Source organism: Candidiatus Paracoxiella cheracis (assembly GCF_049348705.1).
GTDB lineage: Bacteria > Pseudomonadota > Gammaproteobacteria > Coxiellales > Coxiellaceae > Paracoxiella > Paracoxiella cheracis.
Genome location: NZ_CP186485.1, coordinates 1,158,063 through 1,171,787 on the forward strand (window position 1 = coordinate 1,158,063; position 13,725 = coordinate 1,171,787).

The 13,725-nt window shown below is 42.3% G+C and carries 15 protein-coding genes and 1 pseudogene; 8 read left to right on the forward strand and 8 right to left on the reverse strand.

The features are described 5' to 3' along the window. The first annotated feature begins 1 nt into the window (after position 1). Positions 2-631: a DNA polymerase Y family protein gene (locus ACJMKR_RS05990; RefSeq protein WP_423062296.1), complete on the forward strand. Its 630-nt coding sequence runs from the start codon at positions 2-4 to the stop codon at positions 629-631. Here ACJMKR_RS05990 and ACJMKR_RS05995 read toward each other — a convergent pair. Next, entirely contained in the window at positions 628-1,017 is a 390-nt protein-coding gene (locus tag ACJMKR_RS05995) for a hypothetical protein (protein ID WP_423062297.1), read from the reverse strand. The genes ACJMKR_RS05990 and ACJMKR_RS05995 overlap by 4 nt on opposite strands. Before the next feature lie 147 nt (positions 1,018-1,164). On the opposite strand from ACJMKR_RS05995, the gene ACJMKR_RS06000 reads away from it, so the two are divergent. Continuing rightward, positions 1,165-2,058 (forward strand): IS982 family transposase, encoded by an 894-nt coding sequence (locus ACJMKR_RS06000; protein WP_423062298.1) that lies wholly within the window; start codon positions 1,165-1,167, stop codon positions 2,056-2,058. 336 nt (positions 2,059-2,394) lie between these two features. Here the strand turns inward: ACJMKR_RS06000 and ACJMKR_RS06005 are convergent, their stop codons facing one another. After that, positions 2,395-3,129 carry an ABC transporter permease gene (locus ACJMKR_RS06005; protein WP_423064198.1) on the reverse strand — a complete coding sequence of 245 codons (735 nt, stop codon included), beginning with the start codon at positions 3,127-3,129 and terminating at the stop codon, positions 2,395-2,397. A 54-nt stretch (positions 3,130-3,183) separates the two neighbouring features. On the opposite strand from ACJMKR_RS06005, the gene ACJMKR_RS06010 reads away from it, so the two are divergent. Continuing rightward, complete coding sequence (locus ACJMKR_RS06010) at positions 3,184-4,059, forward strand: integrase core domain-containing protein (protein ID WP_423062299.1); 876 nt, start codon at positions 3,184-3,186, stop codon at positions 4,057-4,059. A 116-nt stretch (positions 4,060-4,175) separates the two neighbouring features. Here the strand turns inward: ACJMKR_RS06010 and ACJMKR_RS06015 are convergent, their stop codons facing one another. Next, positions 4,176-5,714, reverse strand: a complete 1,539-nt coding sequence (locus tag ACJMKR_RS06015) for a transposase (RefSeq protein ID WP_423062300.1) — start codon at positions 5,712-5,714, stop codon at positions 4,176-4,178. A 363-nt stretch (positions 5,715-6,077) separates the two neighbouring features. Further along, the gene (gene serS, locus ACJMKR_RS06020; protein WP_423062301.1) at positions 6,078-7,349 is read right to left on the reverse strand and encodes a serine--tRNA ligase; all 1,272 of its coding nucleotides are present in this window, start codon (positions 7,347-7,349) and stop codon (positions 6,078-6,080) included. A 239-nt stretch (positions 7,350-7,588) separates the two neighbouring features. Between serS and ACJMKR_RS06025 the strand changes: the two genes are divergently transcribed. Beyond that, positions 7,589-8,113 carry a hypothetical protein gene (locus tag ACJMKR_RS06025; protein WP_423062302.1) on the forward strand — a complete coding sequence of 175 codons (525 nt, stop codon included), beginning with the start codon at positions 7,589-7,591 and terminating at the stop codon, positions 8,111-8,113. 34 nt (positions 8,114-8,147) lie between these two features. Here ACJMKR_RS06025 and ACJMKR_RS06030 read toward each other — a convergent pair whose 3' ends face one another. Further along, the gene (locus ACJMKR_RS06030) at positions 8,148-8,270 is read right to left on the reverse strand and encodes a hypothetical protein (RefSeq protein ID WP_423062303.1); all 123 of its coding nucleotides are present in this window, start codon (positions 8,268-8,270) and stop codon (positions 8,148-8,150) included. Positions 8,271-8,414: 144 nt separating this feature from the next. Between ACJMKR_RS06030 and ACJMKR_RS06035 the strand changes: the two genes are divergently transcribed. The 4 genes from ACJMKR_RS06035 (at position 8,415) to ACJMKR_RS06050 (ending at position 11,854) form a co-directional block, all read left to right on the forward strand. Then, entirely contained in the window at positions 8,415-9,707 is a 1,293-nt protein-coding gene (locus ACJMKR_RS06035) for a hypothetical protein (RefSeq protein WP_423062304.1), read from the forward strand. A 99-nt stretch (positions 9,708-9,806) separates the two neighbouring features. Beyond that, the gene (locus ACJMKR_RS06040) at positions 9,807-10,946 is read left to right on the forward strand and encodes a transposase (RefSeq protein ID WP_423062305.1); all 1,140 of its coding nucleotides are present in this window, start codon (positions 9,807-9,809) and stop codon (positions 10,944-10,946) included. Between the two features lie 135 nt (positions 10,947-11,081). Further along, positions 11,082-11,594, forward strand: a complete 513-nt coding sequence (locus ACJMKR_RS06045; protein ID WP_423062306.1) for a hypothetical protein — start codon at positions 11,082-11,084, stop codon at positions 11,592-11,594. Positions 11,595-11,614: 20 nt separating this feature from the next. Further along, a complete protein-coding gene (locus tag ACJMKR_RS06050) occupies positions 11,615-11,854 on the forward strand; it encodes a hypothetical protein (protein WP_423062307.1) in 240 nt (79 codons plus the stop codon). A gap of 54 nt (positions 11,855-11,908) precedes the next feature. On the opposite strand, the gene ACJMKR_RS06055 is transcribed toward ACJMKR_RS06050, so the two are convergent. The 3 genes and pseudogenes from ACJMKR_RS06055 to ACJMKR_RS06065 all read right to left on the reverse strand — a co-directional run bounded on the left by ACJMKR_RS06055 (position 11,909) and on the right by ACJMKR_RS06065 (position 13,711). After that, complete coding sequence (locus ACJMKR_RS06055; RefSeq protein WP_423062308.1) at positions 11,909-12,277, reverse strand: integrase core domain-containing protein; 369 nt, start codon at positions 12,275-12,277, stop codon at positions 11,909-11,911. Positions 12,278-12,424: 147 nt separating this feature from the next. After that, a pseudogene (locus ACJMKR_RS06060) lies at positions 12,425-13,276 on the reverse strand (IS481 family transposase); the annotation flags it as partial. A gap of 135 nt (positions 13,277-13,411) precedes the next feature. After that, positions 13,412-13,711 carry a hypothetical protein gene (locus ACJMKR_RS06065; protein WP_423062309.1) on the reverse strand — a complete coding sequence of 100 codons (300 nt, stop codon included), beginning with the start codon at positions 13,709-13,711 and terminating at the stop codon, positions 13,412-13,414. Positions 13,712-13,725: the final 14 nt, after the last annotated feature.

Here is a 13,725-nt window from a genome sequence, read left to right on the forward strand (position 1 = left end):
AATGAACACAAATACCACTAAACCCTGGGATATGGATGCTTTTTTTGCATCAATTGAGCAGCTCGATAATTTGAAACTGCGCAGCAAACCTGTTGCTGTCACAAACGGACTTCAAGGCAGTTGCATTATTACCTGCTCTTATGAGGCTCGTGCTTACGGCATAAAAACCGGTATGCGCTTCCACGATGCTCGTCAAGTGTGTCCACAGTTGATCCGTTGTTCGTCCCGTCCCAAGCGTTACGCTGAGGTTTCAGGGCGTATCATGAAAGCGTTGGAAGATATTACACCGGACGTTGAGGTGTTTTCAGTCGATGAAGCCTTTTTAGAGGTGACCCACTGCCAAAAATTGCATGGTAATCCAATTAAAATGGGCAAAATGGCTAAAGAGAAGGTGTGGCAAGCCTCTCATCTCACCTGCTCTATCGGCGTAAGTGGCGATAAAACAACTGCAAAATATGCAGCTAAATTAAATAAGCCTAATAGTTTCACGGTGATCGAACCTTGGAATGCCAAAGAACGATTTGGGGAGTTTCAAATTGCACCTGCCCCGCTGCTAAACTGCTCGCCAACGCCAAATGTTATTTCTCAAGCGTGGAAGCCCATCGGTCACCGACAAACGCTGCCAACTTAAGCCATGTAAGCCCAGCCCGCATAAAGCAAATAAATGCCAAAACCCAAACTGATCAGCGCTGATATGTAATACAGTCCATCGTTTTTTAGCATGGTCGTCCACGTCTTGTCACAACCCGGAAATATCACGCGCAATACACCTTTTGCAAAGATGATCCAGCAAATTAATGTGATAATAATTTGCCAACCACCGATCCAAACGTTATGCATCGCCACTAAAAAAGAACTGACTATTAAAGTGAGAACAGCCGATAAAAACATCAGACCTGCATGTTCAGACATGTTTTCAATAGCGGCGTGAAAGTGTTTTCGATTGATGAGCATTCCCAGGGCGATTGCCGTGAGATAAAGGCCAAAGACTTTAGCCAAGTAGAGTGAAACAGCCATGTTAATTCTCCTTATATTATATTTTACTCCTCTAACCTGAGTTCTGTATAAGAAAAGGAATAAGTGAATGAAATAATTGAAAAAAAGACCGGAACCGCTAAAATTTAGCTCCAAAATTACAGCTAAATAATGTAACAGGAGTTAATCATGTTGGCACCGGTCACGGAGATTTTTTGTGATATGGATGATTTTTGCAAGGATTATTTGAAAGGTCAATCAAAGTATTTGCTACCGAACCCAGACAGAAAACGAGATCGAGCGATGCAAATGAGCTTGTCTGAAATTGGCACCATCATTGTGTTGTTTCAAATGAGTCACTATCGCACATTTAAGGATTTTTATTGTGGATGTGTTTTACAAGACATGAAGAAGTATTTTCCTACGGCGCTGAGTTACACACGTTTTGTCGCCTGCCAATCAGCAGCGCTAATGATGCTCGCCGCCTATTTGCTTTCGAGAAAGGGCAAACACACGGGATTGTATTATATTGACTCAACTACACTACGCGTATGCCACAATAAACGAATTTATCGAAACAAGGTTTTCAAAGGCATTGCTAAACGCAGTAAAAGCACAATGGGCTGGGTTTACGGCTTTAAACTACATATTGTGATTAATCATCAAGGGGAATTAATCCGTTTTTGTTTAACGAAAGGGAACGTGGATGATCGCGCTGTTGTTAGAAAATTAATGGCTAATTTAAAGGGGTTGGGCGCTGGCGATAAAGGGTATCTTGGAAAAGATCTTGCGGACGATTTGGCAAAACACGATTTAAAATTTGTGACAAAAGTCCGTAAAAATATGAAGAACAAAATGCTTTCTGCATTTGAAAAGTTTTTCCTAAAACAACGTGGCATCGTAGAAACGATTATCGATCAGTTGAAAAACTTGTATCATGTTGAGCATTCGCGTCATCGTAGTCCGATTAATTTTTTAGTCAATACCCTTGCAGCGCTAATTGCCTATTCTTGGCGACCAAACAAACCAGGAATAAAAACCAACAATATAAAGAATAATTTATACGCAGTTATCCAGAACTGAGGTTCCTCTAATAAGGCTAGCATGATAATGATAATAGGGAAAGTATAATCAAAGAGTTGTGTAGTAATGAAATGCCTAACGGTTGGCATGCACCGAGCTATAACTCTCTATAGTGGTGAATTACAGTGACGTATTAGGCTTCCCATTGTCTCATCCCCCTGATGATAGGCTTGCTCACAACGCCAGCGTGTAGTTCTCCTATTTTTTCTCGAATGCTCAGGAATGACAACCATTAGGCATTCCACAGTTAAAAATATAGTAAATTTGCAATAGAATACCAATTTCAATACTGTAAAACATAATATATGCACACTGGTATTATTTTAGAATACGAATTTACTCCCTTAACCCAACGCCTCTTTTCACCATATAAAAAGCGATTCCAAACAAAATCAATAAAAAAGCCAGCATGATAATATAGGCCGTTAACACATGACTCGCACTGACACCTAAAAAACCATAACGAAAATTATCTACGATATAAACGATGGGATTTACTAATGAAATATACTGCCACACATGAGGCAGCAATGTTATGGAATAAAAAACACCGCCTAAATACGTCAACGGAGTTAACACGAAGGTGGGAATAATGGAAATATCGTCAAACGACTTTGCCATGACTGCATTGATAATGCCTGCCAATGAAAAAATGGCGGCTGAAAATAGGGTCACAAAAATAACGTCCCAATAGGAATAAACCTGCAAATGTGTAAAAAACAGCGCAATCGCAGTCACGACGATGCCCACTAAAATTCCTCGTAAAATACCGCCGCTCATGTAACCGAATAAAATAGACGTATTCGACATCGGCGACACCAATATTTCTTCGATGCTTCTTTGAAACTTTGCGCTAAAAAATGATCCGACTGCGCTCGCATAAGAGCTCATAATAATATTCATCATAATCAACCCAGGCGCAATATATTGAATATATTCATAGCCACCCATTTGCCCAACACGCGATCCAATAACACGGCCAAAAATCACAAAATATAAAATAGTAGTGATTGCAGGCGGCAACAGTGTTTGTGTGTAAACCTTCAGACTTGATCTGACACTCCTGGTCAGTTAGAGTCAAATTTAATTGACCAACCTTAAACAACCAACACGAGGAGTGTCATTATGACCAGTGTATCCGAAAAGATTATCAAACCCAAATTAGGTTTACTAGAGCTGTCTAAACAATTGGGAAATGTTTCACAAGCCTGTAAGGTTATGGGTTATTCACGCGACAGTTTTTACCGTTTCAAAACACTTTATGAAAATGGTGGCGAAGAAGCACTCCATGATATGAGTAAGAAGAAACCGAATGAAAAAAATAGAGTGCCGCTACATGTAGAAGAAGGGGTAATTGCTTTGGCTATTGAAAACCCAGCGTTAGGTCAGGCACGTGCGGCCAATGAATTACTGGCGCGAGGCATTATCGTATCGAGCAGCGGAGTTCGTTCGGTGTGGCTACGTATCGCTTTTGCGAAGTTATACACGGAGAAAACAGCGATGACGGCAGCTCATTTATTAAATGAACGTGTATTGCCATGGTTTAATGAGCAAGGTATCCGATTGCTGCGTATGCTCACGGATCGCGGGACGGAATATTGTGGAAAAATTGAGAACCACGCCTATCAACTTTATTTAGCAGTTGAAGACATTGACCATTCGAAAACACGCGCACGTTCTCCGCAGACCAATGGTATTTGTGAACGTTTTCATAAAACGATTAAACAAGAATTTTATGATGTTGCTTTTCGAAAAAAAATATATCGTTCCCTAGAAGAATTACAACAAGACGTTGATGCGTGGATCAAAACATATAATGAGGTCAGGCCCCATTCCGGCGAGCGTTGTTATGGAAAAACACCCATGCAAACTTTTCTTGATGCAAAGCATTTGGCACAAGAAAAAGAATTAGATAAACTATGTAAAACTATTCCAAGCGTGTCGGCAGATGAATTGAATAAGGCGCACAGTAATCACGACACGCAACTGGTAGAGGAGTAATTAGAATCCGATCTATCGGACAGAAAATATGTCCGATAAATCTCAACTTTGGACTTTGGATAAATAAAATCCCTTGCCAGTTAGGACAATAATCAAAAAATGTGAGTTTCTAAATCTTAAGCTGTTTTTTGCAGCAATTCGTAGAATTTCTCAGGTGTAAAATTTATTTTATCCAACCATGATTTTACTATCCCAATCAAATCCTCTATTTTTTCAGGGTCTGAGTTTTGCGTCTTTTCTTCAGTCCTCTGAATCGTTTTAATTTTTGAGTTGCTATTTTTGAAAATAGCAGGATGTCGCGTGCGTTTCCCCTGCGTATCACCTTTGGTTCTGCCTTGCGGATTACCGCGTGGTTTGCAGAGATTAGCAGGCGTGCCAACGGTATCAAGCACCGTAGAAAAACCCCGTTGCGTTTGTGAAGGGGTCGCAGTTATTGATGGTTTTTCGTTATCCACTTGGAAGCTCGGCAAATACCGCTCCCATTTTTTCGGTAAAATCGGGGCAAGATTCCTCGCTAGATAAAGTTGCGTATACGCTAATGCTGTCATCCGCCACCAATCTTCTTCGTGCTTAACATCCGGTGTTTGGTATCGGTCAAATAACAGTTTGTCTTTACCAAAACGAAAGTAGTGTTCAATGTCATAGCGTCTATCGTAATAGTGATAGGCTTCTAATGCTGTGATTTCATTACGTCGTTCACCAGCGAGTCCTAACCAGAGTGGATTTTTATATAAAGATTTACCGTTAGCATCAACCGCAACCAATTGCACAACAGTAACAGGATGCTCATATCCTTTAAATTGCTTTGAACCACGCAGTAATTGGTCACGCCATATTTTAATCTCCAATTGGTAAGTTTTGCCACTGCGGGTTGTAATGGGTTGCTGCACAATCTCATCGGATTCACGGTGAGTCGTGCTGTCGTTTAGTTTCATCGCATCACCATAGCGTTTTATACTTCCTGAGGTATTATCTTCTATTGATGCGGGCGCGAAAACATTACGGGTACTGTTAAAACGGAAAAGATGTACCCAATTGGGATTTTCGCTAACCAGTTTACGGCAAGCTTCTGTACCATATTTTGAATCAGCCACGCTAACCACCAATTTATGAGTAAGCGCTAAGTCTGCAATACAACGGTTAATTTGCTGCATCCCAACTACATTGCCTTTTTCATCGCTTTTAACGCGCCTCGTATCCAGTGGAACTAACCAATGCTTTTCTTGAGCTGCACCATCATTGGGCAATAGTGATACCGTTGAATATTCATGTCCAATGGTAATCGGTTTGTTACCCGGTGCTGGATTAGGGCTGTAAACCACATGGCGATCTTCAACACAGTGTGCACTTTGACGCGACTGTGGTGTCGTATCCGCAATAATGATCACACGGTCATCGCTATGACTCACATGTTCATATTGTATTTTCATCATGCTATCCCAACAATTTGCTACCGACAAACCATCGCTAATCGCATCGGTAATACTACTGTATTCACGTTCAAAGTATGGCGATTCACATAATTCTATGGGTGTTTTGCAGCGATGGCCATGGCTTGAAAGGGCATCGAGTAAATTCATATTGGCATCGCGTCGCGCGGGGAAGATGTTGTAGAGGAATGTACGGAATTGTTTTAGTTTTTCTGTCGCTAACATCGTTTGTTCCTTATTTTATTTTTTCGAACAAACGTTGTTTACAACGTAAAATTTTTTTTCGGTTTCTATGTCAAGCAATTTTTAATTATTTTTATAAATTTATCCAAAGTCCAATTCATAGCAACCCTCCTTCCGCTATTGAAAATAACGGAATTTACTTAAAAAAAATTCTTTACTCAATTTTTTTCTTGACGCGCAAAATAAGCATGGATTTTGCAAGCATTCACTTACTCTATTAATGCAATGCTTGTGTCAATATTTAACTATGTTTATCGGTAAATGTAAAATAACTTAAGGCTTGTACAGAGCCTTTATGTGTAGACACACCGTGAATATCCCTATATTAAATAATTAAAACACATTTTAAACAAACTCTGCATCACCCATATAGCGCTTCAACTCTCGCGGTACACGAATACGGCCGTCTGCAGTTTGATAATTTTCCATAATCGCGACAAGTGTGCGGCCAATCGCTAAACCAGAAGCATTTAGCGTGTGCAACAACTCCGGTTTAGCATTTTGCGCCGGACGCCAGCGCGCTTGCATGCGTCGCGCTTGAAAATCACCACAATTACTGCATGATGAAATTTCACGATAACAATTTTGAGCGGGCAACCAAACTTCTAAATCATACGTTTTAGTCGCAGAAAAACCTAAATCACCCGTGCATAATTCAACAACGCGATATGGCAACTCCAGCAACTGCAACACTTTCTCCGCCTGCCCTGTCATTTCTTCATGCGCACGTGCAGAATTTTCTGGCTTGACTACCTGCACCAACTCCACTTTTTGAAATTGATGCATGCGAATCATGCCGCGCGTATCTTTACCATAAGATCCCGCTTCACTACGAAAACTCGGTGTTTGTCCGACTAATTTAATTGGCAACTCAATGGCATCGATAATGTCATCTCGCACCAAATTGACCATCGGCACTTCAGCCGTTGGAATAAGCATTAAATTCCAATCACCTTTTACTTCAAATAAATCTTCACGAAATTTTGGCAACTGGCCCGTGCCAAATAAACAGCGCTCGTGAACTAAATACGGCACATAAACTTCTTTATACCCGTGTTCTTCGATGTGTAAATCCAACATGAATTGCGCTAAAGCACGTTGCATTCTAGCGAGATTGTCTCGTAACACCACAAACCGTGAACCCGATAATTTCGCTGCCGCTTCAAAATCGATGAGTTTATTGTGTTCACCGAGTTCGACATGATCTTTAGGTTTGAAGTCAAACTCTGGGGTCTTACCCCACTTGCGAATTTCTTTGTTGTCTTTTTCACTCGTGCCATCGGGTACTGACTCTTGTGGCAAGTTAGGAATCATTAATTGAAAATTTAATAGCTGCTGTTGCAATTTTTCGAGTTCAATTTCATTGCGCTTGAGCTCATCGCCTAAATTAGCGACTTCTTCCATCATCGCAGAAGCATCCTCCCCCTTGGATTTAGCCATGCCGATCTGCTTTGACACGTGATTGCGCTTTGTTTGCAGCTCTTGAGTTTCTTTTTGTAAAACTTTACGTTTTTCTTCTAGTATATTGAATTCATTGATATCGAGTTCAAAACCGCGTCGCCGTAATTGCTTGGCAATTTGATCGATGTTATTTCGCAGTTCTTTGGGGTCTAACATGACTTATGTTCCTTAATTTAACGATGAATGGCTAACAAAGTAGGATAGCAAAGAAATAAGAGGATTCGTAGCAGCGAAGAATCTATAGCCGTTTTTTAAGGAGGTAATCAAAGCAATAGAGGTAACCGATAACCATCTAATAAATAAGTGATTTTCACTATATATGTATAAATTTTGACCATTTTGCTATACTTAATCTATAAGGATTTACGGATTCATGGAATCGCGAGGTCGCGGAAATGGACATTTATCGAGTCTCTCAGGAAGGGAGGATAACGGAGATAAAGAGTCATGAAACCATCCGAATCGTGAGATTTGGGCAGGTTTTAGTCGCATCTGAAGGTACCCAAATCTTTCCCAATGATTTAATTTTATTACCTAGCAACAGCCAGGTGGTTTTGTCACACCCAGGACAGCTACCCATGAGTGTCGAAAATGACTATCAGGGAGCCGTACATGAGGTTCCAACAACCCCGACGCCTGTACAAGAAGCGGCAAAACCCGCAGAGAAACTGGTTCTCACAGAGCAGACACCTAGAGAAGCAGAAACCACCGAAAAACCAGAAGCATCTCCAAAAGAAAGCATTACGTTTACGAATCCCGAAGCGGCACCTTTTGAATTAAAAAAGCCTGAATACAATATAATAGATGATCTTCGTCAACAATTTATTAACATTGCAGCAGGCTGCATTAGAAAGAACTTTACCCCCTCAAGCTCATGGGCCAGTAAACGATCCACCCACGTTGTTTGCAGTTCCAAGTAACCCCATTTTTACAGAAGACGGCGCTGCGCAAGGTTTATTTATGGGCGCCGTCATTCGATGCGCGCCATGGAGAGCGAAGCGAAGGCGCGTATTCCGCGGTAGGCTCGGATTTTTTGCCGAGCGTAAGCGACTGCAAAAAATCTTTACGAGCCGTCAAGTCATTTGAGAGCCCGTGCGTAGTCGAGCCGTGAGGTCGCGGAGCGCGGGCGACGAGGACGTCCGCGGCTATTTAAGTTGTCGCGTATTGCGAGTCGATTATTGACAGGGATGGCAATAATCTATCACGAGCATCGCGACACGCTTGAATACCATTGAAGTGGGACAACGCATCGAAGAAATACGCTTTGAGGTTTCTGGTCTAACAGATGGTAGTAGCGAACAGATTATTGTTGATGGCGCTACTTTTAATTTAACCGATGGCATAGCAGGCAACACAGGGCCCGGTGGCGTTAACGTGTCGATTTCTGTGACTGGAGATACAGCAACCGTTAGCATTACTCGAAATGGAAATATCTCCGTGTCAGATGCACAAACCTTGATTAACGAGTTGCAGTATCAAAACGTTTCGCAAAATCCTACCTCCGGTAACCGCGTCGCGACATTAACCTATCTGCAAGATAGTGGCGGCACGAATAATGGTGGAGTTGATGCGGGTGATTTTAATATTGCTTCAACCATCGGAGTGCTCGCGATCAACGACGCTCCACTGTTATCCCCCTCTTCGCCAGAGCTAACACAAATTACTGAAGATAACGCCACTAATTCAGGAGATACGGTGAGTTCTCTTCTTAGCGGAAGCGTCACCGACGTAGATTCTGCTTCTTTCGGTATGGCTATTTATGCCACCGAAACCGGAAGTGGTAATGGGACTTGGCAATACAGATTAGAGGGTGGCAACTGGACTAACATTGACACAGTTGATCTTACGAGCGCATTGCTACTATCTGAAGCAGATTCAATACGCTTTGTTCCTGATACACTTTCTGGTACAACCGCTAGTTTTTCTTTCTACGCATGGGATCAATCAAGTGGCACAGTCGGCAATAAAGTGGATGTTTCTGTCCGTGGAGACACAACTGCTTTTAGCACCGCAGACGATACCGCCACAATTCATGTTTCTGAAGTCGCAGATACATTTACATTAACTGCTGGTGTGGACACTGTGGTTGGTGGCAGCTTAAACGACACCATCATTACAACAGTAGCTAATTATAACGCCGGCGATAGCATCAGCGGAGGCGGCGGTACGGACACGCTCGAGCTTACCGGTGGTGGCGCATTCACATTAACCAATAATTTATCGGGCGTTGAATTAGTGAATTTGTTAGATAATGGTAGTTACACAATTAATCTGACTAGTGCTGCTGATATTACCAACATCGATGGATCAGCGTTAACAGGTTCAAATGCAGTAAACGTCAATGCACAAACTTACACTTCGCCTCTCACGATTTCAGGCGGTGCAGGAGATGATTCTTTAATGGGTGGAACCGGTGCAGACACACTGCTTGGCGGTGCTGGAGATGACACGCTTTTTTATTATAGCAGTGACACTTCCATCGATGGCGGTGACAATACATTGGACTTTGGATAAATTTATAAAAATAATTAAAAATTGCTTGACATAGAAACCGAAAAAAAATTTTACGTTGTAAACAACGTTTGTTCGAAAAAATAAAATAAGGAACAAACGATGTTAGCGACAGAAAAACTAAAACAATTCCGTACATTCCTCTACAACATCTTCCCCGCGCGACGCGATGCCAATATGAATTTACTCGATGCCCTTTCAAGCCATGGCCATCGCTGCAAAACACCCATAGAATTATGTGAATCGCCATACTTTGAACGTGAATACAGTAGTATTACCGATGCGATTAGCGATGGTTTGTCGGTAGCAAATTGTTGGGATAGCATGATGAAAATACAATATGAACATGTGAGTCATAGCGATGACCGTGTGATCATTATTGCGGATACGACACCACAGTCGCGTCAAAGTGCACACTGTGTTGAAGATCGCCATGTGGTTTACAGCCCTAATCCAGCACCGGGTAACAAACCGATTACCATTGGACATGAATATTCAACGGTATCACTATTGCCCAATGATGGTGCAGCTCAAGAAAAGCATTGGTTAGTTCCACTGGATACGAGGCGCGTTAAAAGCGATGAAAAAGGCAATGTAGTTGGGATGCAGCAAATTAACCGTTGTATTGCAGACTTAGCGCTTACTCATAAATTGGTGGTTAGCGTGGCTGATTCAAAATATGGTACAGAAGCTTGCCGTAAACTGGTTAGCGAAAATCCCAATTGGGTACATCTTTTCCGTTTTAACAGTACCCGTAATGTTTTCGCGCCCGCATCAATAGAAGATAATACCTCAGGAAGTATAAAACGCTATGGTGATGCGATGAAACTAAACGACAGCACGACTCACCGTGAATCCGATGAGATTGTGCAGCAACCCATTACAACCCGCAGTGGCAAAACTTACCAATTGGAGATTAAAATATGGCGTGACCAATTACTGCGTGGTTCAAAGCAATTTAAAGGATATGAGCATCCTGTTACTGTTGTGCAATTGGTTGCGGTTGATGCTAACGGTAAATCTTTATATAAAAATCCACTCTGGTTAGGACTCGCTGGTGAACGACGTAATGAAATCACAGCATTAGAAGCGTATCACTATTACGATAGACGCTATGACATTGAACACTACCGATGCGCGCCATGGAGAGCGAAGCGAAGGCGCGTATTCCGCGGTAGGCTCGGATTTTTTGCCGAGCGTAAGCGACTGCAAAAAATCTTTACGAGCCGTCAAGTCATTTGAGAGCCCGTGCGTAGTCGAGCCGTGAGGTCGCGGAGCGCGGGCGACGAGGACGTCCGCGGCTATTTAAGTTGTCGCGTATTGCGAGTCGATTATTGACAGGGATGGCAATAATCTATCACGAGCATCGCGACACGCTTGTTTCGTTTTGGTAAAGACAAACTGTTATTTGACCGATACCAAACACCGGATGTTAAGCACGAAGAAGATTGGTGGCGGATGACAGCATTAGCGTATACGCAACTTTATCTAGCGAGGAATCTTGCCCCGATTTTACCGAAAAAATGGGAGCGGTATTTGCCGAGCTTCCAAGTGGATAACGAAAAACCATCAATAACTGCGACCCCTTCACAAACGCAACGGGGTTTTTCTACGGTGCTTGATACCGTTGGCACGCCTGCTAATCTCTGCAAACCACGCGGTAATCCGCAAGGCAGAACCAAAGGTGATACGCAGGGGAAACGCACGCGACATCCTGCTATTTTCAAAAATAGCAACTCAAAAATTAAAACGATTCAGAGGACTGAAGAAAAGACGCAAAACTCAGACCCTGAAAAAATAGAGGATTTGATTGGGATAGTAAAATCATGGTTGGATAAAATAAATTTTACACCTGAGCAATTCTACGAATTGCTGCAAAAAACAGGTTAAGATTTAGAAACTCACATTTTTTGATTATTGTCCTAACTGGCAAGGGATTTTATTTATCCAAAGTCCAAAATACACAAACGTTGGGTTTAGGCGATGTGTTGAAATTAGTCAGCAGTGACCAAAATCTTGACTTAACCTCAATTAGTAATAATGTAATTCAAGGTATTGAAATTATTGACACCACTGGCAGTGGCACCAATGAACTCACTTTAGATATTAATGATGTTCTCGACATTTCATCTGTAGAACTCTCGACTTGATCTGACAGTTGAGATTTATCGGACATATTTTCTGTCCGATAGATCGGATTCTAATTACTCCTCTACCAGTTGCGTGTCGTGATTACTGTGCGCCTTATTCAATTCATCTGCCGACACGCTTGGAATAGTTTTACATAGTTTATCTAATTCTTTTTCTTGTGCCAAATGCTTTGCATCAAGAAAAGTTTGCATGGGTGTTTTTCCATAACAACGCTCGCCGGAATGGGGCCTGACCTCATTATATGTTTTGATCCACGCATCAACGTCTTGTTGTAATTCTTCTAGGGAACGATATATTTTTTTTCGAAAAGCAACATCATACGATGCGCGCCATGGAGAGCGAAGCGAAGGCGCGTATTCCGCGGTAGGCTCGGATTTTTTGCCGAGCGTAAGCGACTGCAAAAAATCTTTACGAGCCGTCAAGTCATTTGAGAGCCCGTGCGTAGTCGAGCCGTGAGGTCGCGGAGCGCGGGCGACGAGGACGTCCGCGGCTATTTAAGTTGTCGCGTATTGCGAGTCGATTATTGACAGGGATGGCAATAATCTATCACGAGCATCGCGACACGCTTGAAATTCTTGTTTAATCGTTTTATGAAAACGTTCACAAATACCATTGGTCTGCGGAGAACGTGCGCGTGTTTTCGAATGGTCAATGTCTTCAACTGCTAAATAAAGTTGATAGGCGTGGTTCTCAATTTTTCCACAATATTCCGTCCCGCGATCCGTGAGCATACGCAGCAATCGGATACCTTGCTCATTAAACCATGGCAATACACGTTCATTTAATAAATGAGCTGCCGTCATCGCTGTTTTCTCCGTGTATAACTTCGCAAAAGCGATTCTGCTATAGGTATCGACAAAAGTCTGCTCATAAATACGGCCAACGCCCTTCATCGTGCCAACATAATACGTATCCTGAGAACCTAAATAACCTGGGTGTTCTGTTTCAATCTCGCCGTGCGCTTCTTTTTCTCGTTTTGATTTTTCTAATGCTTGTCATTGTTCTTCCGTTAATAACATACCGTCTTGCGCCGATTTCGCTTCAAGCGCTTTTAGTCGCTTCTTAAAAGTCTCTAGATCATTACGTAGCCACACCGAACGAACTCCGCTGCTCGATACGATAATGCCTCGCGCCAGTAATTCATTGGCCGCACGTGCCTGACCTAACGCTGGGTTTTCAATAGCCAAAGCAATTACCGCTTCTTCTACATGTAACGGCACTCTATTTTTTTCATTCGGTTTCTTCTTACTCATATCATGGAGTGCTTCTTCGCCACCATTTTCATAAAGTGTTTTGAAACGGTAAAAACTGTCGCGTGAATAACCCATAACCTTGCAGGCTTGTGAAACATTTCCCAATTGTTTAGACAGCTCTAGTAAACCTAATTTGGGTTTGATAATCTTTTCGGATACACTGGTCATAATGACACTCCTCGTGTTGGTTGTTTAAGGTTGGTCAATTAAATTTTACTCTAACTGACCAGGAGTGTCAGATCAAGTCTGAAGGTTTACAAATTAAATAACCGCGGACGTCCTCCTCACCCGCGCTCCGCGACCTCACGGCTCGACTACGCACGGGCTCTCAACTGACTCGACGCCTCGTAAAGATTTTTTGCAGTCGCTTACGCTCGGCAAAAAATCCCAGCCTACCCCAGAATACGCCCCTTCGCTTCGCTCTCCATCGCGCGCATCGGCGGCAAGCGTGTGTGGTATATCTAAACTAAAAAATTGTTTGCCAAAATAAACACGCAAAATATCACCGACACGAAACGGCAAGAGATTATTAATCCCATTACCAATGCCTGTGACTTGGACTTTGGATAAATAAAATCCCTTGCCAGTTAGGACAATAATCAAAAAATGTGAGTTTC